Below are 24,413 nucleotides of genomic sequence, written 5' to 3'. Positions count from 1 at the left end.
AGCAGTGTGTCGACGGTCCGGCGAAGAGCTACTCCCCTTCTGCGCCGTCCATGGTACGCGAAGCCCGCGCCGGACCTCGTACGCGGAAATTTCACACCTGAACCATAGACGTGTCATGCACACGTCATTAGCTTCTTACCGGATCCACCCCTCCCGGCCATCCGGCGTCGCGAGCATTCCCCTGCCCGCACGTCAACGGCCCCACCCGACAAGGGAGTTCGCATGCCGAAGTTCTACGCGCGTCGACGGTCGCTCAGCATAGTCGCGGCGCTCACCGGACTCATAGCCTCCGTCGGCCTGTTCAACGGGCCGAACGCCTCCGCCGCCCTCCCCACCCCGGTCAGCGCCGCCACCGCCCGCGGCTACCTCGCCGCCCTCGACGTCCGCACCGAGAACCGCACCGGTTACGACCGCGACCTCTTCCCGCACTGGATCACCCAGTCCGGCGCCTGCAACACCCGCGAGACCGTCCTCAAGCGCGACGGCTCGGGCGTCGTCACCGACTCCTCCTGCGCCGCCACCAGCGGAAGCTGGTACTCCCCCTACGACGGCGCCACCTGGTCCGCCGCCTCCGACGTCGACATCGACCACCTCGTCCCGCTCGCCGAGGCCTGGGACTCCGGCGCGAGCGCCTGGACCACCTCCCGGCGCCAGTCCTTCGCCAACGACCTGACCCGCCCGCAGCTCCTCGCCGTCACGGACAACGTCAACCAGGCCAAGGGCGACCAGGACCCGGCCACCTGGATGCCGTCCCGCACCGCCTACCGCTGCACCTACGTCCGCGCCTGGGTCCAGGTGAAGTACTACTACGACCTGTCGGTCGACTCGGCCGAGAAGTCCGCCCTGACGAACCACCTCGCGAGCTGCTGAGACAACCTCACGAGCCGCTGGGACGAATTGCCGGGTGCGTAAATCTCCCCGGTGGCCTCCGTCGCTGCGTACCGTACGGGGCGACGGAGGAAGGGGTCACCATGGCCGGACTGCGGCTCGGACCACTGCTGAGGTACATCGACGGCTCGTCCGCCACCATCTGGGTCGAGACCGGCCGTCCGGGCACCGTCGAGGTGCGCTGCGCGGACGGGACCGGCGGGACGGCCGGCACCTTCCGGGTCGCCGGTCACCACTACGCGCTCGTCCACGTCACCGGTCTCACGCCGGGAACGGCCACCCCGTACGAGGTCTTCCTGGACGACGCCCGGGTGTGGCCGCCGGCCGAGGACCCCTTCCCGTCGCTCCCGCCGTCCGTCATCCCCACCCCGGGCCCGGACGACCGCGTGCGCATCGCGTTCGGCTCCTGCCGCTGGGCCTCCCCGCCCACCGGGGAGCCCGACCCGGTCGGGCCGGACGCCCTGGACGCCCTGGCGCACCGCATCGCCGCCGACCCGGACGGCGAACGCCCCGACGTCCTGCTGCTCCTCGGCGACCAGGTGTACGCCGACGAGACCTCCGACGCCACGCGCGCCTGGCTCGCCACCCGCCGCGACCTGGACGAGCCGCCGGGCGGCCAGGTGGCGGACTACGAGGAGTACACCCACCTCTACTACGAGTCCTGGCTCGACCCGCAGGTGCGCTGGCTGCTGTCCACCGTGCCCACCTGCATGATCTTCGACGACCACGACGTGATCGACGACTGGAACACCTCCGCCTCCTGGGTCGCCGACATGCGGGACACGTCGTGGTGGCGGGAGCGGATCCTCAGCGGCCTGATGTCGTACTGGGTCCACCAGCACCTGGGCAACCTCTCCCCCGCCGAGCTGGAGGCCGACCCGCTGTACGCGTCCGTCCGGGCGGCCGACGACGGCACCGACGCGCTGCGCGCCTTCGCCTCCCGGGCCGAGGCGGACGCGGCCGGCGTGCGCTGGAGCTACCGGCGCGACTTCGGCCGGGTGCGCCTGCTGATGGTCGACAGCCGTGCGGCCCGCGTCCTGGAGGAGGGCCGGCGCTCCATGCTCGACCGCACCGAGGCCGACTGGCTGCGCGAACAGGCCCTGGACGAGCGCGATTCCTACGACCATCTGCTCATCGGTACGTCCCTGCCCTGGCTGCTGCCCCACCTGGTGCACGACGTCGAGGCGTGGAGTTCCGTGCTGTGCCGGGGCGACAAGGGCGCCCGCTGGGCGCGGTTCGGGGAGAAGCTGCGGCGCGGGGCGGACCTGGAGCACTGGGCGGCCTTCCCCGAGTCGTTCGGCGAGCTGGCGGAGCTGATCGCCGAGGCCGGTACGGGGCCACAGGCGCCGGCGACGGTGTGCGTGCTCTCCGGGGACGTCCACCACGCCTATGTGGCCGAGCCGAGCTGGCCGGACGGCACCGGGCCGGACTCCCGGGTGGTGCAGCTGACCTGCTCGCCGGTCCACAACTCCATTCCGCTGTCGATGCGGCTCGGCTTCCGCGTGGGCTGGGGCGGGGCCGCCCGGCTCCTCGGCCGCCTGTTCGCGCGGCACGGCCGCCTCGCCCCGCCGCCGGTCGCCTGGCGCAAGACGGGCGGGCCCTGGTTCGGCAACCAGCTCATGACGCTGACGGCCGAGGGGCGTTCGGCGGTGCTGCGCCTCGAGCACGCGGAGCAGAAGGAGACCGGGGCGCGTCTCAGGAGTGTGACGGAGACCCGGCTGAGCCGGTGAGTTCCGGAACCTGTGGGTCGCCTGTGAACCGTGGTGCGGATCCGGTCACGCCGATGGTCATGACGGCGGGGCGGACGCCGTATTGACCGGCGGGAGCGGGTGCGTGAACAGCCGAATCAGGGCAAACTCAAGGGCTAAATGTTGAACTTGCAAGTATGAGTTAGGGACACCTAACGTGGGGAGCCGACTCGGTTCCGTCCCCCGGACCGGTCCCGCCCGGGGGCCGGCCTGACCGAAGGAGACCCCCCACATGACCGAACGCCTCAACAGCGCCCAGCCCTATGCCCTGGGCGCGTTCCGCATCGTCGTCGGGCTGCTCTTCGCCTGCCACGGCGCCAGGGACCTGCTCGGCCTGTTCGGCGGCGCGGACGGCAGCGGCGGCGCCGTCGAGACCGGCACCTGGCCCGGCTGGTACGCGGCCCTGATCGAACTCGTCGGCGGCACCCTGGTCCTGCTCGGCCTCGGCACCCGCGCCGCCGCGTTCATCTCGTCCGGCGCGATGGCCTACGCGTACTTCAAGGTCCACCAGCCCGAGGCCCTGTGGCCGATAGAGAACAGCGGCGAGGGCGCGGCCCTGTACTGCTGGGCCATGTTCCTGCTGGTGTTCACCGGCTCCGGAGCCCTCGGCCTGGACCGCCTGGTCACCAAGCGCTCGTCGGCGAACAGCGGACGGGAGGCGGAGCGGGCCCCGGTGGCGGCCTGACCGTCCTCCCCACGGGGCCGCCGGGCCCACGGGGCCGGCACGGGCCCACCGAGACCGGCACGGGCCCACGAGACCGGCACGGACTCACGAGGCCGCACGGACCCATGGGGCTGCACGGGTGCCCTCCCCCGGGCAAAGGGGGAGGGCACCCTTCCTCTTTACGCGGGGAAAGAGAGGGGGAACGCCAGGCACCGCGCACGCGAACCCCCCGTGACCTTTCCGTCACTCACCGGGCGTACGCTGTATGGCTGTCATCGGCCACTCCTGCCACTCCTGCCGCGCCCCGCGTCAGCGCGGCACGGCGCGGCCCTGCGGGGGAGCCACGGGGGAGTTCGGGTGGAGAGTCTGGGGTCGCTGGTCGGCAGCCCGTGGATCTATGCGGTGGTGGCCCTCTCGGTCCTGCTCGACGTGTTCCTCCCGGTCCTGCCGAGCGGAGTACTGGTGATCACCGCGGCCACGGCTGCGGCCGCGGGCACCGCGACCGACGTGCCCGACATCCTGGTGCTGACGCTGTGCGCCGCCACCGCCTCCGTCCTGGGCGACCTGGTGGCCTACCGCCTCGCCTGGCGCGGCGGCGCCCGGCTGGACAGGGCGATCGCCCGTTCGCGGCGGCTGAAGAGCGCGCAGGAACGTCTCGGCGCGGCGCTCGCCCGGGGCGGCGGCGCGCTGGTCGTCCTCGCCCGCTTCGCCCCGGCCGGACGCTCGGTGGTCTCCCTCGGCGCGGGCGCCGCACGCCACCGCGCCCGCGACTTCCTCCCCTGGTCCGCTCTGGCGGGGCTGTCCTGGGCCGCGTACAGCGTGGCCCTCGGCTACTTCGGCGCCCACTGGCTGGGCGCGACCTGGCTGGCCACGGCGGTATCGGTGGGTGCGCTCTTCGCGGCGGGCGCGGGCGCGGGCTACCTGATGCGCCGCCACCCACGTCCTTCGTGACCCACCCCGGCTGCGGGCAGTCGTGCCTCCCCCAGTGCCTTGAAGGCCTGGGAGGTACCCCCAGGGCGATGGGGGTCCCCCGCTCATGGGGGTTCCCCCCGCTCGAGCGAAGTCGAGAGTGGGGGAGGAACCGAGAGCGGGGGGAGGGTGGGCTGGGGGTACCCCCTCCGGGGGAGGCACCCCACAACGCCGGGCTGCGCGACACCCCCCAGCCACAGCACCGGCACCGGCACCGGCACCGGCACCGGCACCGGCACCAACGGCCCTACCCCGCCGCCCGCCGCGCAGCGCCCCCGCGCACCTCCAACCCGTCCAGCAACTCGGCCGTCGCCGACGCAACCGCCTCCACCGCCCGTTCGAACACCTCCCGATTGTGGGCGGCCGGTGCCCGGAACCCGGACACCTTCCTCACGTACTGCAGGGCGGCGGCCCGGATCTCTTCTTCCGTGGCCTCTTCGGGCTGCACGGGCGGACGCAGGGTCTTGATACTCCGGCACATGCCCTCAGTCTGACGCGCCCCTTCGGTGACTCGCCACCCAAAATCGAACAGGCGTATCATTGGATCGTGGCTGCGACCTACGATTTTCCGAGTGACCTCCTCGCCGGTCAGGAGGAACTGCGACAGGTCCGGGGCGAGTTGTCCGCCCTGCTGAAGCGGCTCCCCTGGTCGGTCGAGCCCCTCGACGGCTTCAGCGACGACCATGGCTGGCGCAGGATCGAGCGCCCCGCCTCACCCGGCTGGACCGCCGACGAACAGGCCGAGGTGGAGAAGCTCCGGCAGCGGGAGCACGAGCTCGCGGTGTTCGTCAGCACCCACCGCTACTGGACCGGACTCACCGGCGCCGACCGCGTGCACGCCCGCTCCCGGCTCAAGCACATCCGCGAGGAGACGGAGGAGTCCTCGTAGGACGGGCGGAAGGACCGGGGAGGCACAACGCCAAGGGCCCCCGGAGCAACTCCGGAGGCCCTGTGTCCCGGTGGGCGCGGACGGTTTCGAACCGCCGACATCCTGCTTGTAAGGCAGGCGCTCTACCCCTGAGCTACGCACCCGGGACCCGGGCCGTACGCCCAGGTCGAGTCGACAGCCTACATGCCCGGGGACACGGACCGGCACACCCCCACCGGCGGTCACCGGGGGATATCCCCACCCCGGATCCGCCAGCCGCCCGGATCCCCCCGCGGGTTCCCCGTCCGTACGGTCGAGGAGCGTCCGGACACCACCGGTGAGCGCCACCGTCCGTCCCAGGGGGAGACCGTCATGACCCGCACCACCACCCGTACCGCCCGGATAGCCGGCCCCGCCTCCGGCCGCCGTGCCGCGTGGACACGCGCCTTCGCCCTCGCCGGGTCCGCCATGGTGATCGTCGCGGGTGTGAGCGCCTGCGGGGCGTCGGCCGCCGACGACGACGATCCCGACCGCCGGTCCTTCGATCTGCCCGGCAGGACCCTCACCATCGACTCCGACGACTCCGCCCTGGAGATCGTCGCCTCGGACGAGAACCCGTCGGGCAAGGTCGGGGTCACCCGCTGGTTCCAGGGCACCGTCGCCATCGGCATGGACCCGGAGGTCACCTGGTCCATGGACGGCGACCGGCTGGTGCTGCGGGAGAAGTGCTCCGGGCTCGTCGCCGACTGCTCCGCCAAGCACCGCGTCGAGGTGCCCCGCGGCGTCTCCGTCAAGGTCGAGGAGAAGGACGGCAGCGTATGGGCGCGGGGCTTCCGCGACGCGCTGAGCATCCGCACGACGGACGGTTCGGTCCGTGTCACGGACTCCACCGGACCGCTGGAACTGCGCACCGGTGACGGGTCCGTGCGCGCGGAGGTCTCCTCCCGTACGGTGCGCACCCACAGCGGTGACGGCTCGGTCCACCTCGAACTGGCCGCCGTGCCCGACCTGGTGGACTCCCGCAGCGGCGACGGTTCCCTGACGATCGACCTGCCGCGGGCCTCCTACCGCGTGGACACCGGGACCGGTGACGGCGCCGAGGACGTGTCCGTGCCCCGCGACGACTCCAGCTCCCACGTGGTGACCGCGCGCACCGGCGACGGCGAACTCACCGTCCGCACGGCGAACTGACCGACCCGTGTCTTCGTCCTCTACCGGTGGGAGAATGACATCGGGCAGGGCGAACGACAGTACGGGAGAGGGATGTGACGGCGACACCAGCGCAGCCGTACTCGCCGTCGGAGCCGCGCGTGCCTCGCGTGCGTCGTGCCGTGCCTCCTCTTCCTCCGCTTCCTCCGCGGCCAGGTGCCCGCCGGGCCCGCGGCGCGCTGCGGGACGTGCTCGCCCTCGTGGGGATGCCGCTGGTCGCGGCGCTGGTGCTGCCCGCCGCGTTCGCCGGGGGCGGGACACGGCGCTGGTTCGGCGGGCGGGCCGAGAACCAGCGGGCCGAGGCACAGGCCGCCAAGGACGCGGCGGCCGCCGCCTTCTACGAACTCGACACCGCCCAGCGCGACCTGCGGATCTCCATCGAGACGATCACCGCGGTCGACGACTCCCCCGCCGCCCGCCGCGCCGTCGCCGACTTCGAGGCGCTGGGCCGGCGCATCGACGAGGCCAGTCACCGGTACATCAGCGCCGTCGATGCCCATGACCTGGACCGCGACGACCTGGAGGCCTCGGCCGCCTCCCAGGCCCGCGACCGGCTGACCGCCGCCAAGGACGAGCTCGGCCGGGTCAAGCAGGAGCTGGACCGGTTCACCGCCGGGCTCGACTCCCTCCTCGGCAAGGCCGAGACCCAGCTCGCCCGGCTCGCGCCCGCCGTCGAACGCGCCCGGCAGGCGCTGCTCGCCGCCTCGAACGCCCTCGACACCGCACGCGGATCGGGCCTGAGGGCCGACGATCTCGCCGCCCGGCTCGCCGCGCTCTCCCCGGAACTGACCAAGCTGAACCAGGGCGCGGGGCAGCACGGCGTGCCGGGAACCCTGGAGCGGGCCGAGCGGGTCACGCGCGAGGCCGAGGCGGTCCGCGCCGAGGCCGACCGGCTGCCGGAGCGGGCCGCCGAGATCGACCACCGGCTGGTCTCCCTGCGCACCCGCGCCCAGGCCCTCACCACCCGCTCCGGACAGGTCGAACCGGTCCTCAGCGAACTGCGCCGACGCTTCACCGCCGCCTGCTGGCAGGACCTGCAGCACGTCCCCGACGTCGCGTCGGAGAACGTGGGCCAGGCGGAAGCGAGACTCGCCGAGGCCCAAGCGGCCCGCCAGGAGCAGCGCTGGGCGGACGCGACCGCTCTGCTGTCGACCGCGCGGGCGCTGCTGAACGCGACCGACGAGGCGGTGTCGGCCGCCGGCGACCGGCTGCGGCGGCTGAACGCGGTGCAGAAGGACCCCGGGCAGGAGATCGAACGCACCCGGTTCGCCATCCGGGACGCCCAGCGTCTGGCCATGGCCGGCCGCAACACTCCCGACCCTCGCCACGCCCGCCCCCTGGACGACTCCGTGGCCCGCCTGGAGCGGGCCGTCGCCGGACTGGGGGGCCGCCATCCCGACTACTGGCACTTCCTGACGGAGACGGAGGAGGTACGGGCGACGGTGAGCCGTGTGGTGGCCCGGATCCGGGAGGAACGCGGCGGCGCCGCCCACTGACCGTCACCAGGCCGGCCGAGCCGGTTAACCTGTGCCCATGCCTCGCTACGAGTACCGCTGCCGGACCTGCGGCGACACCTTCGAACTGAGCCGCCCCATGGCGGAGTCCTCCGCGCCCGCGGCCTGCCCCGCGGGTCACGACGACACGGTCAAGCTCCTCTCCACGGTCGCGGTGGCCGGTACCGCCGCGGCCCCGGCTCCCCGCGCGGGCGGTGGTGGCGGTGGCGGCGGCTGCTGCGGTGGCGGCTGCTGCGGCTGACCCCCGCCGGGGCCCCGGCCGCCGGCCGCACGTCAGCCGCCGAGGTAGCGCAACACCGCGAGCACCCTGCGCGAATATCCCTCACCTCCTGTCAGTCCGAGCTTGTCGAAGATCGCGTTGGTGTGTTTCTCCACCGCGCTCTGCGAGATGTGCAGCCGCCGCGCGATGGCGGCGTTGGTGTGTCCCTGCGCCATCTCGGCCAGCACCGCCCGCTCCCGTGCGGTGAGGCGGGCGAGCGGGTCGGTGTGGGTCGTACGGCCGAGCAGTTGCCGTACGACCTCCGGGTCGAAGGCGGCGCGTCCCTGCGCCACCCGCTCCAGGGCGTCCAGGAACTCGTCGACCTGGACGACACGGTCCTTGAGCAGATAGCCGACTCCTTCCGACTCGCCGGTCAGCAGCTCGGTCGCATACCGCTTCTCCACGTACTGCGAGAGCACCAGCACTCCCACGGACGGCCAGCGCCGGCGGATCTCCAGGGCCGCGCGCAGCCCTTCGTCGGTGTGCGTGGGCGGCATCCGCACATCGGCGACCACCACGTCCGGCGGGTCCTCGGCGACCGCCCGCAACAGCAGTTCCGCGTTGCCGACCGCGGCCAGCACCTGATGCCCCTCCTCCGCCAGCAGCCGCACCAGGCCCTCTCTGAGCAGGGTGGAGTCCTCGGCCAGGATCAGGCGCACGGCAGCTCCGCGGTCACCAGGGTCGGTCCGCCCGGCGGACTGCGCACCTCCAGGCGGCCGTCGAGTGCGGCGACCCGCCGGGCGAGGCCGAACAGTCCGCTGCCCATCGCGTTCGCGCCGCCCTTGCCGTCGTCCTCGACACTCACGTACAACGCTCCTTCCTTCGATCCGACCTCGACCACTATCCGGGTCGGTGTCGCGTGCTTCACCGCGTTGGTGACGGCCTCGCAGACGACGAAGTAGACGACCGTCCCCACCGCCCGCTCGGGCTCCCGGTTGAGCCTGTACTCCACCCGTACCGGGACGGAGGCCCGCTCGGCGACCGTCTCCAGCGCCGCCCGCAGCCCTGCCCCGTCCAGTGTGGTGGGGTAGATCCGCCATGCCACCTCGCGCAGGTCGTCCAGGGCGTTCCGGCTCTCCCCGTGGGCCTGGCGCAGCAGCCGGTCCGTGCGGGCCGGGTCCTCGCTGCGCAAGGCGCGGCCGAGCAGCATGCCGAGCGCGACCAGACGCTGCTGCACTCCGTCGTGCAGGTCCCGCTCGATGCGCCGCCGCTCGTCGTTCACCGCGTCGACCACGGCCGCGCGGCTCGCGGACAGTTCGGCGATGCGCCGCTCCAGCGCGTCCTGGTGGCGGGGGCCCAGCAGGCGGCGGGCCAGCTTCCCCTCCAGTTCGGCCACGCCGACTATCCCCTGGACGGCGAGGAAGAGCAGGAAGAGCCCTCCGAGGGAGGTGAGGGTGACCGCTCCGGGGGTGCGTATCTCGTCGACCAGCAGCCAGAGGTACAGCCACGACGTGCCGTACCCGAGGCCGATCGCCACCGAGAGCATCACCACCGCGCCCAGGACACCCAGGGTCCAGCGGCAGGCCAGGTATGCCAGGGCCTGAGTGTCCTCGTACGCGGGTGAGGTGTGTGCTCCCAACCAGGTCCGCAGTCGGGTGCGGTTCAGTTCCGTCAGTCCTCGCGCACCCGCGAGGACCAGGCGGAGCACGGCGCGACGGCCGCGCGGCCAGGCCACGACGAGCAGGAGGGGCAGGCCGGCCAGGACGGTGTAGAGCAGCTCGACGACGGCCGCGGCGGCGCCCCAGATCAGCCCCACCGCGCACCGCGTCACGCGTCGCGCCATGTCTCGCATGATCGCGAGGCTAGTCGGACGCGGCACGGGGACACACTGCGGAAAACCGCAATCGCTGCTGCGGAGTACCGCAGGGCATCGTGCGGTTTTCCTCAGCGTTCCTTCAGCTCCGGTTCTTTAGCGTGGCAGGCATGACAGCCATCGCAGCGCACACGATCACAGCGGCCGCGGACGGGAGCGCCGGACCACAGTGGGTCAACGACCTCATGGACGCCATGGGCGCCCCCGGGGCCGGCCTCGCCATCGCGCTGGAGAACCTCTTCCCTCCCATCCCCAGCGAGGTGATCCTGCCGCTGGCGGGCTTCGCCGCGAGCAGTGGGCGGATGGGTCTGCTCGCCGTGCTGCTGTGGACGACCGCCGGCTCGGTGATCGGCGCGCTCGCGCTGTACGGGGTGGGCGCGCTGCTCGGCCGGGACCGGACGGTGGCGATAGCGGAGCGGCTGCCGTTGGTGAAGGTCGCGGACATCGAGAGGACGGAGGCCTGGTTCCTGCGGCACGGGCCGAAGGCGGTGTTCCTCGGCCGGATGATTCCGCTCTTCCGCAGTTTCATATCGGTGCCGGCCGGCGTGGAGCGCATGCGGCTGCCGCTGTTCCTCGGTCTGACCACGCTGGGCAGCGCGATCTGGAACACCGCGTTCGTGCTCGCGGGGTACGCGCTGGGGGACAACTGGGAGCAGGTGTCGACCATCGTGTCGGCGTACTCGAAGGTGGTCCTCGGCGTGGCCGCGCTGGCCCTGGTGGCGTTCGTGGTCCTGCGGCTGCTGCGCTCGGGCGACGGCCGCCGCCGGCGGGACGGGCGAGCGGGCACGGATCACATACGCCCGTCGCACCCGGCCGCCGGTGCCGAGCACGCCGACGGGGGCGCACCCGCCCACGGGTCCGGCTCCGCCGACACGATGAGTCTGCGACGCCACCGCTGACGCCCCGGCCGCACGGACGTACGGCCTCTCGGCCGGTACGGCCTCACCTGGGTGAGCGCACCGTCTGCAGGAACTCGCGCAGGATGCGCTCGCCGGCCAGGACGCCCCGCTCGGGGAGGGCCCTGAGCGCGGGGGCGGTCCAGTCGGCGTCGGCGAGTTCGCCGTGGCCGGGGCGCCAGCCCTGGTCGGCGGCGAGCAGCAGGTCGGCGTCGAGGAGGGAGTCGCCGGCGGCGAGGGTGAGGTCGGCTCCGGTACGGCGGGCGACCTCGTGCATGGCCGCGCTCTTGGTGAGGGGCTTGGGCACAGCGTAGATCTTGCGCCCCTGGAGGGACACCGTCCAGCCGCGGTTCTCCGCCCACTCCCCGAGTTCCTTCACCCACTCCTCGCGCAGCAGCTCCCGCTCGACGACGAGGTAGGCGAAGAGGTCCTCGGCAACCCGGTGCTTGCGCACCCAGACCGGGTCGGCGGTCCGCAGCAGGTGTTCCTGGACCTCGGACAGCGGGGCGCACTCGTCGGCCAGCCGGGCGAGCACCCGGGCGTGCCAGTCCTGGTCGGACACGCCGTCGACGAGGAGGTGTCCGCCGTTGGCGCAGATCGCGTAGGTCGGCGGCGGGCCGGGGAGGTTGATGCGCTGGTACTGCTTGCGGGTGCGGGTCGTCGTGGGGACGAACACGGCCTCGTCGCCGAGGTCGGTGAGGAGCCGGGCCGCCGTCTCCGTCATGTAGGACAGGGGCTTGCTCTCGTGGACCTCCACGCACAGCAGCCGGGGTGCCCGTGCGTCCGGCATGGTCAGGGCGAGGGCGGCGGCGGAGTAGATGAGCGTGCGGTCGAGGTCGCTGGCGACGATGACGGGCATCAGCGGGTCACCGCCTTGCCGTCGGCGCCGGTGGCGCCACGGGTGTAGCGGGGGTGGATCAGTCCGACGCAGGTGTAGGGGAGTCCGTCGACCTCTTCGACGGGGACGCCCCGCTGCTGAGCGAGGAGGCGTACGTGGTCGAGGTCGCTGCCGGCTCCGGCCCGGGCGAGCACCTTCCAGGGCACCCGGCGCAACAGCACCCGGGTGGTCTCGCCGACTCCGGGCTTGACGAGGTTCACGTCGTGGATGCCGTACTCCTCGCTGATGCGTTCGACCGCCGCCCAGCCCTCCCAGGTGGGGGTGCGGTCGGTGGAGAGCAGTTCCTTGGCCTGGGCGCGGGCGGCGTCGGTGACCTCCGGGAAGCGGGCGGCCACGGCGTCCAGGAAGGCCACCGAGAGGTCCGCGCCGGCGAGTTCGCGGTAGAACTTGGCGCCGTGGAAGTCGTGCGGGCCGACCAGGTCGGCGCGGAGCACGGTGCGTGAGATCAGGCCGGACACCGTGGAGTTGAGGCAGGCGGAGGGGATCAGATAGTCCTCGCGGGTGCCGTAGGTGCGGACGCAGGAGCCGGGGTCGGCCAGGACCGCGATCTCCGGGTCGAAGCCGGTGACACCCTCGGCCTTCTCGAACTCCTCGATCGCCTGGGCGAGTTCGCGGGTGATGGCGCCCTTGCCGGTCCAGCCGTCGACGAAGACCACGTCCCGGGGGTCGTGGTGGGCGGCCAGCCAGCGCAGCGCGTTGGCGTCGATGCCCCGGCCGCGGACGATCGAGACAGCGTAGTGAGGGAGGTCGAGTCGGTGGTGGTACTGCGCCCAGCGGCGCATCAGGATGCCCACGGGGGTGCCCGCGCGGGCCAGGGAGACGAGCACCGGGCGGGGGGACCGTTCGGCGAGCACGGTCTCGGTGACCACGCCCACCGCGTGGGCCAGGCGGGCCGCCGACTCGTTCAGGGCCGCGTGGAACAGTTCCTGATACTGCTCGCTCGGCTGGTACTCCACGGGCAGCGACTCCGCGTAGTGGGCGCCGCCGCTCTGGATGGCCTCCTCGCGCTCCTCGGTCGGCGCCTCCAGCGTCACGTCCGAGAGGTCCTGGAGCAGCCAGCCGACCTCCTCGGACGCGTACGAGGAGAAGGCGGGGCCTCTGAGGGGCTCGGGCAGCATGGTGGCGGGCCTTTCGGGGGCGTCCGGTCGGGCGTCCTTGGGGGCGTCCTGAGGTGCGGGTACGTAGGACGGTACGACCGCGAGGAGGACCTGCGGGGTGTGCGCGGCGAGCCGGGCGAGCAGGCCGTCGGGCGCGTGCAGTGCGGGGGTGTCGGCGGCCGAGTCGACGACGGCGACGACGGCGTCGAAGCCGCCGCCGGCGACGTTGTAGGCATAGCGCTCGCCGGGGCCGTCGGCGGGATCGTCGTGGGCGGGGAAGACCAGGCGGGTGCGTATCGCGTAGCCGGGGTCGTCGACGGCGAGGACGGGCGAGCGGGTGGTGGTGGAGAAGCGTACGTCGGCGCCGGTGGTCCGCTCCAGCTCGCCTGCCAGGCGCAGCGGGGTGTACATCAGTTCCTCGAAGCCGAGGACGAGGACGCGGCGCGTGTCGTCGGGGAGTGCCTCCGCGAGGCGGGCGCCCATGCCGGGGAGTGCGTGTTCGAGGCGGGCCCGGTGTGCGGGGGTGAAGCCGTGGCGACCGCCGTCGGGGAGACCGTCCGGCCAGCGCAGGTCCACTCGCGTGGTGCGGCCGGGCCCGTCGGCCGGGTGCGGGCCGGAGGTGGCCGGTCGCGCCCCCGCGGCGGTGGCCGCGGATTCGACCGCGTCCCGCGCCCCCGGGGGGTTTGTCCGAGCGTCGGCTTCGAAGCTCGCGGGACCATCAGCACCCTCAAGGGGCGCGGGGAACCGCGCGACCGGCCCCGACGGGCCCGCAGACGCCCGATCGCCCCCCGCGGCACTCTCGTACCGCGCCACCAGGGACTGGCCCCTCTCCAGGACGCCGTCAGGCAACCGCACCGTGCCCGACGCGGTCGTCACCAGGTCGATGCGTGCCCCGATCTCGCGGGCGAACTCGTCCAGGCGGCCGGTGTCGGCGGGCGACCGCATGTCGACGAGGGCGACCACGACATACCGTCCCCGCGGATACCGCGCATGAAGATCCCGGACGGTGTTCAGCACCGTGTTCCCCGTGGAGAACTCGTCGTCGACCAGGACCAGCGGGCCGTCCCCGGCCAGCAAGGACGGGTCCTCCGGGAGCAGCAGGTGGGACGTGGCGTGGGAGTGGGATTCCTCGAAGCCGCCGGCCGTGGCGGTCCCCGTGACCGGGCGGCGGGTGGAGTGCAGGTAGGGGGCGACGCCCAGGCCGTCGGCGACGGAGTGGCCGAGGCCGGTCGCGGTCTCCGCGTATCCCAGGACGACCGCGTCCTCCGCCGAGTCGCCCAGCAGCTCCCGCACCCGGCGGCCGAGCGCGACGCCGTGGCCGTACACGACGGACGGGGACTGGGGGACGTGCTTGCCGAGGACGTTGGAGACCAGCAGGTGGGCCCGCTTGGGGTTGCGGCGCAGTGCCAGCCCCAGCAGGCCGGGCAGGCTCTCGTCCCCGGCCAGTTCGACGCCGAGCCGTTCCGTGACCCAGCTGCCGGACCATATGTCCTCGCCGGCCCGGGTTCCGTGACGCACCGGTCGGCGCATCCCCTCGTTCACGGTCTTCTCCGTCCCGTTCACTCGGCCAGGCCCGCCGCGAGCAGTTCCACGAAACCGATGTCCTCGTTGGTGACGCCGAAGACCTCGGCGCGCAGCAGGGTCCGCTCGGCCCAGGCGCGGTGGGGTTTCACCTCGTTCATCTTGTTGGTGTAGGCCGACCTGAGTACACCCCCGCCGCCGCGTTCCGGCCGGAGGATGTCCTGGGCGTCGCTGAACTCCTCGTGACTGACGACGGACAGCGCGTGCACGGGGAGGACGTGGGAGGGGTGGATGCAGGTCTTGCCCAGCAGGCCGTTGGCCCGGTCGAGGGAGATCTCGCGCAGCAGGCCGTCCATGGCGTGTTCGATCAGCTTCTCGCGCAGTGCCACGGCCTGCACCTCGTGGAAGGGGCTCTGCCGCAGGAGTGGCTTGAACATGCGTTCCTGGACCCGGAAGTACTCCCAGACAGGTCCGGTCACGGTGAATCCGGTGCCGTCGGCCCGGGCCAGCATGTTCACCACGTCGGAGATCACGGAGGCGACGACCTGGATGTCGTACGCCGTCATGTCGGGGCCTCTGCGCAGCCCGTAGGAGGAGCAGAAGTCGGTCACGCCGAGGCGCAGTGCGAGGACGCGGTCGCGGTACTTGTCGACGGCGCGGAAGATGCCTTCGAGGGTCTCGACGCGGGATTCGCGGTAGAGCAGCTCGGGCGACTCCAGCACGGGCATGGCGAAGAGCCGGTGGCCGCTTTCGGCCTCGGCGGTGGCCAGCGCCTCCAGGAACGGCAGGCCGCGTTCCGCGGTGAACTTCGGCAGGACGAATCCGGACAGCAGCGCGACGGCGGGGCCGAGGCGGTGGACGAGGTCGGGAATCTGCTGGGGGGTGCGGACCCGGATGAACAGCAACGGCAGGTCCGCCCCGGGCCGCCCGGCCAGGTCGGCGAACTGCCGTACGAGGTTCTCCTCACCGGCCGGCACGTCGGCGTCGCTGATGGAGTCCTCCAGGCACAGCACCATGGAGACCACACCGTTTCCGCCCTGCTTGACGATGTCGTCGGCGAGCCGGGGCCGGACCGCGGGGCTGTAGAGCGTGGCGCCGAGGGCCGCGGAGAGCAGCCGGGCCGGGGAATCCGGCGTGAACTCGCCGGGCTCCCGGTAGAAGAGACGTTTCCGCACCGCAGGGGCAAGATGCCCGAAATGACGCATTGAACTCCCCCGTGGCCTCTCTGGAATCTATGGAATCTATGGAATGTCGGAAGGTGGCCGGTAATAGTACGTAGGGATCCATGTCGGCGGTTCCCCCGGGGCATGAACTTCAGGTATCCCCGCCATGTCGGCCCCAACCCCCGCGTTGTCGTGACCAGGACGGAGAAGGCAGGATGACCGCATGACGCACGCGATGCTCAAGGGGTCGAACGTCCCTCTCGAGGCCACCACAGTACGTGCCGTGCTGCGCTGGTCGCCCGGACAGGGGGTGCCGGACATCGACGCCTCCGCGCTGCTCCTCGGCCCCGACGGTCGTGTGCGCTCCGACGAGGACTTCGTCTTCTACAACCAGCCACGGCACCCTGCCGGGCAGGTGTGGCGGCTCGGCAAGAAGCGCGTCGCCGAGGGCCTGACCGACACGATCCAGACGGATCTCGCCGGTGTCGAGTCCGGTGTCGGCCGGATTCTGCTCGTCGCGTCGGCGGACGGCGTCGCCTTCGACCGCGTACGGGACCTGCGCATCCTGCTGTACGACGCGCAGGCCGCCGACGGGGACGCGCTGGCGTATTTCGACGTCAAGCCGGAGACCGGCGAGGAGACCGCGCTGATCTGCGGTGAGCTGTACCGGCGCGGTGAGGGCTGGAAGTTCCGGGCGCTCGGCGAGGGCTATTCGAACGGCCTGAAGGGGCTGGCGACCGACTTCGGCATCTCGGTCGACGAGTCGGAGGCCGCGCAGGAGCCCGATTCCTCCGACGTCACCCAGCTTCCGCCCCCGACGGCGCACGTACCGGCCTCCGACCGGACCTCCTCCGAGGCGCTGACGCAGCCCCAGGCCCCGCTCGTCCCGCCGGCGCCCGAGGTGTCCCGGCCGCTGCCGCCCGAGCAGCCGGCGGGGGTGCCCGCGCAGCCCGCGTACGGCTATCCGCCGCAGCAGCCCGCGGCCACGCAGCCGGCCTACGGATATCCCCAGCCGACCAGCCAGCCCGCCTACGGATATCCGCCGGCGCCCGCCACGGCCGCCGCGGGGGCGCCGGGCGGGTACGGTTTCCCGCCGCCGGCCGCCGCCTCCCCCGACCCGGACTTCCGGCTTCCGCCGCAGGGGCCGCAGTTCATCGGGCGCTGACGGGCCGGTACCCGCGCGATCAGGGGCTCCTCAGTGACCGGTCTTCGTCTTGAAGCCCCTCCCCCACTGGAGCCCCCACCCGTACAGCCGGTCCAGCTCCGCCTGGAATCCGTACACGAACTTCACCTCGCGGCGGACCAGGATCTCGTCCTTGACGTTCTCGATCATCACCACCGCGCAGGAGCGGGCCTGGGGGTGGCGTTCGTCGAGGCCGATCTCGATCCGCGGGCCGCTGCTGGGGTAGAGCGTGACCATGGCGTGCGTGCGGTCGAACGCGGGCGTCTGGTCGTAGATGTAGGCGAAGACCAGCAGGCGCTTGATGTTCTCGCGATGGTCGAGGTTGACGTACATGGTCTCGCCCGAGCCGGACCCGAACCGGTCGTCGCCGCTGAGCTTGACGTACGGCGCGGCGTTGACGTCGCCGAGGAGGCCGCCGAGGGGCTGGACCACGCCCTTGGTGCCGTCCTGGAGCTCGTACAGACACCCCAGGTCGAGGTCGACGTTGACCATGGACTGGCTGTGGCCGACGACCTCCGGCGGTTTGAGCGCCTTGAGGGGGTGGCGCAGCAGGCTCTCCCGCTGGGAGCCGCCGAAGTCGGAGGTCCGCATCCGCCAGCTCAGGTTGATCCGCAGATGGCCGGTGGCCGCGCCCTGTTTGGTCAGGGACACCTGACCGTGCCGTTTGGTCAGCTCGATGGCGTTGCTGGCCGCGCTGCCCGAGTCGAAGGCGCTCTCACGTCCGCGCCACAGTCCGTCCAGGAAACCCATTCCCGCCCCAAGTCCAGTCGCCGAGCCCCGCTCGGGCCGCCGGAACTCCCGGACGGCCGACGGGGCGGCTCCGAGGAGTGGTCCTCGGTGGCCGCCCCGTCGAGAGCGTTCCTCACCCGAAGGGCTGTCACACCCCGGAGGTGACCTCAGTCTTGTCGCCGGCGTTTCCCTCGGCTTCCGCGAGCCGCTTGTTGCGGCGTACGGAGGACCAGAAGGAGGCGCCGATCAGGATGACGCCGATGGAGCCGGTGATGAGCTCGGGGATCTCGTACTGGATGGTGACGAGCAGGATCAGCGCCAGGGCGCCGATGGCGTAGTGCGCGCCGTGCTCCAGGTAGACGTACTCGTCCAGGGTGCCCTGGCGGACCAGGTAGACGGTCAGGGACCGCACGTACATGGCGCCGATGCCCAGGCCGAGGGCCATCAGGACGATGTCGTTGGTGATGGCGAACGCGCCGATGACGCCGTCGAAGGAGAAGGAGGCGTCCAGGACCTCCAGGTAGAGGAACATGAAGAACGCGGCCTTGCCTGCCATGGCCACCACCGTGCGGGGCTTGCCCTCCCGCGCGGCCTTCTCCTCCTCCTCGTGCTCGTGCTCCTCCTCCTCTTCGAGCTTGTCCTCGAAGTAGCCGGAGAGACCGCCCACGATCATGTAGGTGATCAGGCCCGCGATACCGGCGAGCAGGACCGTCTCCGCCTTGTCCACGTGCGCGCCGCCGTGCTGGTGGGCGTGGGTGGCGAAGGTGACCGCGGAGATCAGCAGGATGACCAGGGCGATGCAGACCGACAGCATGTCGATCTTGCCGAGCTTGGCCAGCGGGCGCTCCAGCCAGCCCAGCCACTTGATGTCCCGGTCCTCGAAGATGAAGTCCAGGAAGATCATCAGCAGGAACATGCCACCGAACGCGGCGATCGCCGGGTGGGCGTCGGTGACGAGTTCCTGGTAACGGTCCTTGTCGCTGAGCGCGAGATCGACCGCCTCGATCGGGCCGAGCTGGGCGCTGACGGCGACGATCACGACGGGGAAGACCAGCCGCATGCCGAAGACGGCGATCAGAATGCCGACGGTGAGGAAGATCTTCTGCCAGAAGGCATTCATCTTCTTCAGGATGCCGGCGTTGACCACCGCGTTGTCGAAGGACAGCGAGATCTCGAGGATCGAGAGGATCGCCACGATTCCGAAGGCGGTCCACCCCCCGAAGAGGATCGCTGCGACCAGGCCGAGCGCGGTGACCGCGAACGACCAGCCGAAGGTTTTCAGAACCACTGGCTACCCCAGGTGTGTTAACGGGTCTCCCCCGCTGCCGTGATCGGCTTTACGAAACGTTGACTCCGAAGTCTAGAGCGATGCCCCGCAACCCCGACGCGTACCCCTGTCCCACCGCACGGAACTTCCACTCGCCCTGATAGCGGTAGAGCTCACCGAAGATCATCGCGGTTTCGGTGGACGCGTCCTCGCTCAGGTCGTAACGGGCGAGTTCCTGGCCGTCCGCCTGGTTCACCACGCGGATGAAGGCATTGCTGACCTGGCCGAAGGTCTGGCCGCGCTCGTCGGCCAGGTGGATGGAGACCGGAAAGACGATCTTGTCGCACTGAGCCGGCACCTTGGGGAGGTCGACCAGCAGGGACTCGTCGTCCCCGTCGCCCTCACCGGTGAGGTTGTCACCGGTGTGCTCCACCGAGCCGTCCGGGCTCTTGAGCTGGTTGTAGAAGACGAACCACTCGTCCCCCATGACCCGGCCGCCGCTGCACATCAGCGCGCTGGCGTCGAGGTCGAAGTCGGCTCCGGTGGTGGAGCGCGCGTCCCAGCCGAGTCCGATCATGACCTGTGTGAGGTTGGGTGCGGCCTTGGACAGGGAGACGTTGCCCCCTTTGGCAAGCGTGACGCCCATGATGCTGGTCCCTCCCCGGGTGGTGATGTTTCTCAGGTGGTCCTGCGCGTCCGGCGCCGCACGTAAACCGTGCGGCGCCGGGCGGTGCGGCCGCGGAAGGCGGCCGGGCTCGGGCGTGGCCGCCCCGCGGTGCCTCTCAGACGTTCACGCCGAAGTCCTGCGCGATGCCGCGCAGGCCCGAGGCGTAGCCCTGGCCGATGGCGCGGAACTTCCACTCCGCGCCGTGCCGGTACAGCTCACCGAAGACCATGGCGGTCTCGGTGGAGGCGTCCTCGCTCAGGTCGTAGCGGGCGATCTCGGCCTCGCCGGCCTGGTTGACGACGCGGATGAACGCGTTGCGCACCTGGCCGAAGGACTGCTGGCGGTTCTCGGCGTCGTAGATGGAGACCGGGAAGACGATCTTCTCGATGTCGGCGGGGACCCCGGCGAGGTTGATCTTGATCTGCTCGTCGTCGCCCTCGCCCTCACCGGTCAGGTTGTCACCGGTGTGCTCCACCGAGCCGTCCGGGCTCTTGAGGTTGTTGAAGAAGATGAAGTGCGCGTCACTGGCGACCTTGCCGCTGCTGTTCAGCAGCAGGGCGCTGGCGTCGAGGTCGAAGTCGGTACCGGTCGTGGTGCGGATGTCCCACCCCAGACCGACGATGACCGCGGTCAGGCCCGGCGCCTCCTTGGTCAGCGATACGTTGCCGCCCTTGCTGAGGCTGACTCCCACGAGTCCTCCATTGGTGTCCTGGGGCGGGGTGCCCCGTAGTGCGTCGGATGTCGGATCAACGAGTCGATCCTAGTGACGGGTTCCCGGCCGCCGCAGGCCCGGCGGACGAAGAATCACAGGGTGTCGGCCCGGATCCGCGGGTGTCGAGCGCCTTGACGTGACTACAGGGCGTCGAGCGCCTTGACGTACTCGTTCAGGTCACGGGCGTCCGGCAGGGCGTTGACGACGGTCCAGCGCACGACGCCCTCCTTGTCGATGATGAACGTCCCGCGCACCGCGCACCCCTTGTCCTCGTCGAGGACGCCGTACGCGCGCGAGACGTCGCCGTGCGGCCAGAAGTCGCTGAGCAGGGGGTACTCCAGGCCCTCCTGCTCGGCGAAGACGCGCAGGGTGTGGATGGAGTCGTTGGAGACGGCGAGCACCTGGGTGTCGCGGTCGGAGAACTGCGGCAACCGGTCGCGGACCTCGCGCAGCTCGCCGGCGCACACGCTGGTGAAGGCGAACGGATAGAAGAGCACGACTACGTTCTTCCGGCCGCGGAAGTCGGACAGCCTCACGGTCGCCCCGTGGTTGTCCCTGAGTTCGAAGTCGGGGGCCTTGTCGCCGGCCTGGATCGCCATCGTCGTGTCCGTCCCTCTGGGGTGGTTCGCTCCGACCACCCTACGCAGGGAGCACGACAGGCCGACGGACGGGCCGACGCGTGACGCGACCGGCCCGTCCGGGGTGGTTCACCGCTTGGACTTGGCCGCCTTCGGCGTCGCCAGCCGGCTGCCGCTCCAGTCCTTGCCCACACTGACGCTCTTGGCCGCCGTCAGGCCCGCCGTGGTGGCGGCCTCCGAGATGTCGCTCGGCTCCACATAGCCCGAACGGCCCGTCTTCGGCGTGAGGAGCAGAATCGCGCCGCCCTCTTCGATGTACGTGGTGGCATCCACCAGCGCATCCGTCAGGTCGCCGTCGTCGTCGCGGAACCACAGCACAACGGCGTCAGCCACGTCGTCGTAGTCCTCATCGACAAGGTCGCTCTCGATGACGCCCTCGATGGCCTCGCGGAGCTCCTGGTCGACGTCGTCGTCGTAGCCGATCTCCTGGACCACCTGCCCGGGCTGGAACCCCAGCCTGGCGGCAGGGTTCGTCCGCTCCTCCGCGTGGTCCGCGGTCGCGCTCACGGGTTGCCTCCTGATCATGTCTTGGAAATAACTCAGCCACGCGCGTGCGCGAAGCATTGGCCGTAGTCCACACGGGCGGGACGGATCGCGCAAGTACCCGGCCGTGCAGACCGCCGAAACGGTGACGATCCTGGCCGGGTCACCGCAACTCCAGGCACACCATCATGGCCTGAAGTGACGCACACCACACCTTTGTGCCCCGTTTGGCCCTTTGGGAACCGTCTACGTGTACGAAGACTCGAATGGACGAGCCCCATGGACACCGTACTGGTACCGACCCCGGATTACCTCCCGGTAGAGATGACGCCGACGGCCCCGAGGTGGACCATGGGGAGCGGCGCAATCCGGGCCGTACCGGCGAAAAACAGCGGCCCGTCTCCCGGCCCTCTGACAGGTAAGGAACAGCGTGGCTTCCGCATCCGATCGCAACCCGATCATCATTGGCGGCCTTCCGAGTCAGGTTCCTGACTTCGATCCCGAGGAAACCCAGGAGTGGCTCGACTCCCTCGACGCCGCGGTCGACGAGCGCGGCCGGGAGCGGGCCCGCTACCTGATGCTGCGGCTCATCGAACGTGCCCGCGCCAAGCGCGTGGCCGTGCCCGAGATGCGCAGCACGGACTACGTCAACACGATCCCGACCCGGGCCGAGCCGTTCTTCCCGGGCAACGAGGAGATCGAGCGCAAGATCCTCAACGCCACCCGCTGGAACGCCGCGGTGATGGTCTCCCGCGCGCAGCGGCCGGGCATCGGGGTCGGCGGCCACATCGCCACCTTCGCCTCCTCCGCGTCGCTGTACGACGTGGGCTTCAACCACTTCTTCCGCGGCAAGGACGAGGGCGACGGCGGCGACCAGGTCTTCTTCCAGGGGCACGCCTCCCCCGGCATCTATGCCCGCGCGTACCTGCTGGACCGGCTGAGCGAGCGGCACCTGGACGGCTTCCGCCAGGAGAAGTCGAAGGCCCCGTACACCCTGTCGTCGTATCCGCACCCGCGGCTGATGCCGGACTTCTGGGAGTTCCCGACCGTGTCGATGGGGCTCGGCCCGATCGGCGCGATCTACCAGGCGCGGATGAACCGCTACATGCACGCGCGCGGCATCGCGGACACCTCGCGCTCGCGCGTGTGGGCGTTCCTCGGCGACGGCGAGATGGACGAGCCGGAGTCGCTGGGCCAGCTCACCCTCGCCGCGCGGGAGGGCCTGGACAACCTGACCTTCGTCGTCAACTGCAACCTGCAGCGGCTCGACGGACCGGTGCGCGGCAACGGGAAGATCATCCAGGAGCTGGAGTCGGTCTTCCGGGGCGCCGGCTGGAACGTGATCAAGCTGATCTGGGACCGCACCTGGGACCCGCTGCTCGCGCAGGACCGCGACGGCGTGCTGGTCAACAAGATGAACACCACGCCGGACGGCCAGTTCCAGACGTACGCCACCGAGTCGGGCGCGTACATCCGCGACCACTTCTTCGGCGACGACCACCGGCTGCGCGCGATGGTCGAGGGCATGACCGACGACCAGATCCTGCACCTGGGGCGCGGCGGTCACGACCACCGCAAGATCTACGCGGCGTACAAGGCGGCGGCCGAGCACAAGGGCCAGCCGACGGTGATCCTCGCGAAGACGGTCAAGGGCTGGACGCTGGGCCCGAACTTCGAGGGCCGCAACGCCACGCACCAGATGAAGAAGCTGACGGTCGACGACCTCAAGCACTTCCGGGACCGGCTGCACCTGCCGATCTCCGACAAGGACCTCGAGTCCGGTCCGCCGCCCTACTACCACCCGGGGCCGGACACGGAGGAGATGCAGTACATGCACGACCGCCGCAAGTCGCTCGGCGGGTACGTGCCGACGCGGGTGGTGCGGTCGAAGCCACTGCGGCTGCCCGAGGAGAAGACGTACGCGACCGTGAAGAAGGGCTCGGGCCAGCAGTCCATCGCGACGACCATGGCCTTCGTCCGTCTCCTCAAGGACCTCATGCGGGACAAGGAGATCGGCAAGCGGTTCGTGCTGATCGCGCCGGACGAGTACCGCACGTTCGGCATGGACTCGTTCTTCCCGAGCGCGAAGATCTACAACCCGCTCGGCCAGCAGTACGAGTCGGTGGACCGGGAGCTGCTGCTCGCCTACAAGGAGGCGCCGAACGGGCAGATGCTGCACGACGGCATCTCCGAGGCCGGCTGCACGGCCTCGCTGATCGCGGCGGGATCGGCGTACGCCACGCACGGCGAGCCGCTCATCCCGGTGTACGTCTTCTACTCGATGTTCGGTTTCCAGCGCACCGGTGACCAGTTCTGGCAGATGGCCGACCAGATGGCGCGCGGTTTCGTCCTGGGCGCGACCGCGGGGCGTACGACGCTGACCGGTGAGGGTCTCCAGCACGCGGACGGCCACTCGCAGCTGCTGGCCTCCACGAACCCGGCGTGCGTCGCGTACGACCCGGCGTTCGGGTTCGAGATCGCGCACATCGTGCGGGACGGGCTGCGCCGGATGTACGGCTCCGACGAGGAGCACCCGCACGGCGAGGACGTCTTCTACTACCTGACGGTGTACAACGAGCCGATCCAGCACCCCGCCGAGCCCGAGAACGTCGACGCGGAGGGCATCGTCAAGGGCCTCTACCGCTTCAGCGAGGGCACGGCGGGCTCGCTCCCGGCGCAGATCCTGGCGTCCGGGGTCGCGCTGCCGTGGGCGATCGAGGCGCAGAGGATCCTCGCCGAGGAGTGGAACGTCAAGGCGGACGTCTGGTCGGCGACCTCCTGGAACGAGCTGCGGCGCGAGGCGGTGGACTGCGAGCGGCACAACCTGCTGCACCCGGAGGAGGAGCAGCGCACCCCGTACGTGACGCGGAAGCTCGCGGCGGCGCGGGGGCCGGTGGTGGCGGTGTCCGACTGGATGCGGTCGGTGCCGGACCAGATCGCGCGGTGGGTGCCGGGGACGTACCAGTCGCTGGGCGCGGACGGGTTCGGGTTCGCGGACACGCGGGGGGCGGCGCGGCGGTTCTTCCACATCGACGCGCAGTCGATCGTGGTGGCGGTGCTGACGGAACTGGCCCGCGAGGGCCACGTCGACCGGTCGGTGCTGAAGCAGGCCATCGACCGGTACCAGTTGCTGGACGTCGCCGCGGCCGACCCGGGCGTGGCGGGCGGCGACGCGTGACGCCCGTGGCGTGACGACGGGGTGGTGGACCCGAGGGTCCACCACCCCG

Annotated in this window: 23 protein-coding genes and 1 tRNA gene; 11 read left to right on the top strand and 13 right to left on the bottom strand. The window is 71.2% G+C overall.

Translation table 11 applies throughout. The annotated features are described in order from the left end of the window. Positions 1-222: 222 nt before the first annotated feature. The 4 genes from ACF1DX_RS03340 (at position 223) to ACF1DX_RS03325 (ending at position 4,251) form a co-directional block, all read left to right on the top strand. The gene (locus ACF1DX_RS03340; RefSeq protein ID WP_391789534.1) at positions 223-870 is read left to right on the top strand and encodes an HNH endonuclease family protein; all 648 of its coding nucleotides are present in this window, start codon (positions 223-225) and stop codon (positions 868-870) included. A gap of 101 nt (positions 871-971) precedes the next feature. Further along, complete coding sequence (locus tag ACF1DX_RS03335) at positions 972-2,618, top strand: alkaline phosphatase D family protein (RefSeq protein ID WP_391789533.1); 1,647 nt, start codon at positions 972-974, stop codon at positions 2,616-2,618. 250 nt (positions 2,619-2,868) lie between these two features. After that, the gene (locus ACF1DX_RS03330; RefSeq protein ID WP_391789532.1) at positions 2,869-3,321 is read left to right on the top strand and encodes a DoxX family protein; all 453 of its coding nucleotides are present in this window, start codon (positions 2,869-2,871) and stop codon (positions 3,319-3,321) included. Positions 3,322-3,657: 336 nt separating this feature from the next. Then, positions 3,658-4,251, top strand: coding sequence for a VTT domain-containing protein (locus ACF1DX_RS03325; RefSeq protein ID WP_352384731.1), 594 nt, complete (start codon positions 3,658-3,660; stop codon positions 4,249-4,251). A gap of 265 nt (positions 4,252-4,516) precedes the next feature. Here ACF1DX_RS03325 and ACF1DX_RS03320 read toward each other — a convergent pair whose 3' ends face one another. Further along, the gene (locus tag ACF1DX_RS03320) at positions 4,517-4,750 is read right to left on the bottom strand and encodes a DUF2277 domain-containing protein (protein WP_030859483.1); all 234 of its coding nucleotides are present in this window, start codon (positions 4,748-4,750) and stop codon (positions 4,517-4,519) included. Between the two features lie 66 nt (positions 4,751-4,816). Here ACF1DX_RS03320 and ACF1DX_RS03315 point away from each other — a divergent pair, with 66 nt between their 5' ends. Next, a complete protein-coding gene (locus ACF1DX_RS03315; protein WP_391789531.1) occupies positions 4,817-5,158 on the top strand; it encodes a hypothetical protein in 342 nt (113 codons plus the stop codon). Between the two features lie 71 nt (positions 5,159-5,229). Here ACF1DX_RS03315 and ACF1DX_RS03310 read toward each other — a convergent pair. Next, positions 5,230-5,301: transfer RNA gene (locus tag ACF1DX_RS03310), tRNA-Val, on the bottom strand. A 304-nt stretch (positions 5,302-5,605) separates the two neighbouring features. On the opposite strand from ACF1DX_RS03310, the gene ACF1DX_RS03305 reads away from it, so the two are divergent. From ACF1DX_RS03305 to ACF1DX_RS03295, 3 genes are all read left to right on the top strand, one after another. Beyond that, positions 5,606-6,328, top strand: coding sequence for a DUF4097 family beta strand repeat-containing protein (locus ACF1DX_RS03305; protein WP_391789730.1), 723 nt, complete (start codon positions 5,606-5,608; stop codon positions 6,326-6,328). A 74-nt stretch (positions 6,329-6,402) separates the two neighbouring features. After that, the gene (locus ACF1DX_RS03300; RefSeq protein WP_391789530.1) at positions 6,403-7,842 is read left to right on the top strand and encodes a hypothetical protein; all 1,440 of its coding nucleotides are present in this window, start codon (positions 6,403-6,405) and stop codon (positions 7,840-7,842) included. A 37-nt stretch (positions 7,843-7,879) separates the two neighbouring features. Continuing rightward, positions 7,880-8,101 carry a zinc ribbon domain-containing protein gene (locus ACF1DX_RS03295; RefSeq protein WP_085574165.1) on the top strand — a complete coding sequence of 74 codons (222 nt, stop codon included), beginning with the start codon at positions 7,880-7,882 and terminating at the stop codon, positions 8,099-8,101. A gap of 32 nt (positions 8,102-8,133) precedes the next feature. On the opposite strand, the gene ACF1DX_RS03290 is transcribed toward ACF1DX_RS03295, so the two are convergent. Further along, a complete protein-coding gene (locus tag ACF1DX_RS03290; RefSeq protein WP_391789529.1) occupies positions 8,134-8,778 on the bottom strand; it encodes a response regulator in 645 nt (214 codons plus the stop codon). Further along, positions 8,769-9,911: a sensor histidine kinase gene (locus tag ACF1DX_RS03285; RefSeq protein WP_391789528.1), complete on the bottom strand. Its 1,143-nt coding sequence runs from the start codon at positions 9,909-9,911 to the stop codon at positions 8,769-8,771. The genes ACF1DX_RS03290 and ACF1DX_RS03285 overlap by 10 nt, the downstream gene beginning before the upstream one ends. A gap of 131 nt (positions 9,912-10,042) precedes the next feature. On the opposite strand from ACF1DX_RS03285, the gene ACF1DX_RS03280 reads away from it, so the two are divergent. Next, complete coding sequence (locus ACF1DX_RS03280) at positions 10,043-10,831, top strand: DedA family protein (protein ID WP_391789527.1); 789 nt, start codon at positions 10,043-10,045, stop codon at positions 10,829-10,831. Between the two features lie 43 nt (positions 10,832-10,874). Here the strand turns inward: ACF1DX_RS03280 and ACF1DX_RS03275 are convergent, their stop codons facing one another. The 3 genes from ACF1DX_RS03275 to ACF1DX_RS03265 are packed head-to-tail and all read right to left on the bottom strand — an operon-like array spanning position 10,875 to position 15,549. Next, a complete protein-coding gene (locus tag ACF1DX_RS03275) occupies positions 10,875-11,687 on the bottom strand; it encodes an HAD family hydrolase (protein WP_391789526.1) in 813 nt (270 codons plus the stop codon). Then, positions 11,687-14,353 (bottom strand): phosphoribosyltransferase, encoded by a 2,667-nt coding sequence (locus ACF1DX_RS03270; protein WP_391789729.1) that lies wholly within the window; start codon positions 14,351-14,353, stop codon positions 11,687-11,689. Before ACF1DX_RS03270 ends, ACF1DX_RS03275 begins: the two co-directional genes overlap by 1 nt. A 29-nt stretch (positions 14,354-14,382) precedes the next feature. Beyond that, the gene (locus ACF1DX_RS03265; RefSeq protein WP_391789525.1) at positions 14,383-15,549 is read right to left on the bottom strand and encodes an HpcH/HpaI aldolase/citrate lyase family protein; all 1,167 of its coding nucleotides are present in this window, start codon (positions 15,547-15,549) and stop codon (positions 14,383-14,385) included. A gap of 181 nt (positions 15,550-15,730) precedes the next feature. Here ACF1DX_RS03265 and ACF1DX_RS03260 point away from each other — a divergent pair, with 181 nt between their 5' ends. Next, positions 15,731-16,672, top strand: coding sequence for a TerD family protein (locus tag ACF1DX_RS03260; protein WP_391789524.1), 942 nt, complete (start codon positions 15,731-15,733; stop codon positions 16,670-16,672). 30 nt (positions 16,673-16,702) lie between these two features. On the opposite strand, the gene ACF1DX_RS03255 is transcribed toward ACF1DX_RS03260, so the two are convergent. The 6 genes from ACF1DX_RS03255 to ACF1DX_RS03230 all read right to left on the bottom strand — a co-directional run bounded on the left by ACF1DX_RS03255 (position 16,703) and on the right by ACF1DX_RS03230 (position 21,210). Then, positions 16,703-17,440 carry a Tellurium resistance gene (locus ACF1DX_RS03255; RefSeq protein WP_391789523.1) on the bottom strand — a complete coding sequence of 246 codons (738 nt, stop codon included), beginning with the start codon at positions 17,438-17,440 and terminating at the stop codon, positions 16,703-16,705. A 127-nt stretch (positions 17,441-17,567) separates the two neighbouring features. Continuing rightward, positions 17,568-18,707 (bottom strand): DUF475 domain-containing protein, encoded by a 1,140-nt coding sequence (locus tag ACF1DX_RS03250; protein WP_391789522.1) that lies wholly within the window; start codon positions 18,705-18,707, stop codon positions 17,568-17,570. A gap of 49 nt (positions 18,708-18,756) precedes the next feature. Next, positions 18,757-19,332 carry a TerD family protein gene (locus ACF1DX_RS03245; RefSeq protein WP_391789521.1) on the bottom strand — a complete coding sequence of 192 codons (576 nt, stop codon included), beginning with the start codon at positions 19,330-19,332 and terminating at the stop codon, positions 18,757-18,759. Between the two features lie 136 nt (positions 19,333-19,468). Continuing rightward, positions 19,469-20,044, bottom strand: a complete 576-nt coding sequence (locus ACF1DX_RS03240; protein ID WP_030859518.1) for a calcium homeostasis/redox stress adaptation protein — start codon at positions 20,042-20,044, stop codon at positions 19,469-19,471. A 161-nt stretch (positions 20,045-20,205) separates the two neighbouring features. Continuing rightward, entirely contained in the window at positions 20,206-20,664 is a 459-nt protein-coding gene (locus ACF1DX_RS03235) for a peroxiredoxin (RefSeq protein WP_391789520.1), read from the bottom strand. 108 nt (positions 20,665-20,772) lie between these two features. Beyond that, positions 20,773-21,210, bottom strand: a complete 438-nt coding sequence (locus ACF1DX_RS03230; protein WP_030218400.1) for a DUF3052 domain-containing protein — start codon at positions 21,208-21,210, stop codon at positions 20,773-20,775. 406 nt (positions 21,211-21,616) lie between these two features. Here ACF1DX_RS03230 and aceE point away from each other — a divergent pair, with 406 nt between their 5' ends. After that, positions 21,617-24,364: a pyruvate dehydrogenase (acetyl-transferring), homodimeric type gene (gene aceE / locus ACF1DX_RS03225; protein WP_391789519.1), complete on the top strand. Its 2,748-nt coding sequence runs from the start codon at positions 21,617-21,619 to the stop codon at positions 24,362-24,364. Positions 24,365-24,413: the final 49 nt, after the last annotated feature.

Origin of the sequence: Streptomyces sp. NPDC014676 (assembly GCF_043084105.1) — a bacterium.
Lineage (GTDB): Bacteria > Actinomycetota > Actinomycetes > Streptomycetales > Streptomycetaceae > Streptomyces.
The sequence above is the reverse complement of the archived record's forward strand: the minus strand, read 5'-3'. Positions and strand labels throughout refer to the sequence as shown.

Bases quoted from the DNA above. Each gene is read 5' to 3' on its own strand.
- ACF1DX_RS03275 (WP_391789526.1), bottom strand. From the start codon at position 11,687: ATGCCCGTCATCGTCGCCAGCGACCTCGACCGCACGCTCATCTACTCC.
- ACF1DX_RS03340 (WP_391789534.1), top strand. From the start codon at position 223: ATGCCGAAGTTCTACGCGCGTCGACGGTCGCTCAGCATAGTCGCGGCG.
- ACF1DX_RS03255 (WP_391789523.1), bottom strand. From the start codon at position 17,440: ATGGGTTTCCTGGACGGACTGTGGCGCGGACGTGAGAGCGCCTTCGAC.
- ACF1DX_RS03305 (WP_391789730.1), top strand. From the start codon at position 5,606: ATGGTGATCGTCGCGGGTGTGAGCGCCTGCGGGGCGTCGGCCGCCGAC.
- ACF1DX_RS03285 (WP_391789528.1), bottom strand. From the start codon at position 9,911: ATGCGAGACATGGCGCGACGCGTGACGCGGTGCGCGGTGGGGCTGATC.
- ACF1DX_RS03260 (WP_391789524.1), top strand. From the start codon at position 15,731: ATGACGCACGCGATGCTCAAGGGGTCGAACGTCCCTCTCGAGGCCACC.
- ACF1DX_RS03235 (WP_391789520.1), bottom strand. From the start codon at position 20,664: ATGGCGATCCAGGCCGGCGACAAGGCCCCCGACTTCGAACTCAGGGAC.
- ACF1DX_RS03280 (WP_391789527.1), top strand. From the start codon at position 10,043: ATGACAGCCATCGCAGCGCACACGATCACAGCGGCCGCGGACGGGAGC.
- ACF1DX_RS03270 (WP_391789729.1), bottom strand. From the start codon at position 14,353: ATGCGCCGACCGGTGCGTCACGGAACCCGGGCCGGCGAGGACATATGG.
- ACF1DX_RS03335 (WP_391789533.1), top strand. From the start codon at position 972: ATGGCCGGACTGCGGCTCGGACCACTGCTGAGGTACATCGACGGCTCG.
- ACF1DX_RS03320 (WP_030859483.1), bottom strand. From the start codon at position 4,750: ATGTGCCGGAGTATCAAGACCCTGCGTCCGCCCGTGCAGCCCGAAGAG.
- ACF1DX_RS03330 (WP_391789532.1), top strand. From the start codon at position 2,869: ATGACCGAACGCCTCAACAGCGCCCAGCCCTATGCCCTGGGCGCGTTC.
- ACF1DX_RS03265 (WP_391789525.1), bottom strand. From the start codon at position 15,549: ATGCGTCATTTCGGGCATCTTGCCCCTGCGGTGCGGAAACGTCTCTTC.
- ACF1DX_RS03245 (WP_391789521.1), bottom strand. From the start codon at position 19,332: ATGGGCGTCACGCTTGCCAAAGGGGGCAACGTCTCCCTGTCCAAGGCC.
- ACF1DX_RS03295 (WP_085574165.1), top strand. From the start codon at position 7,880: ATGCCTCGCTACGAGTACCGCTGCCGGACCTGCGGCGACACCTTCGAA.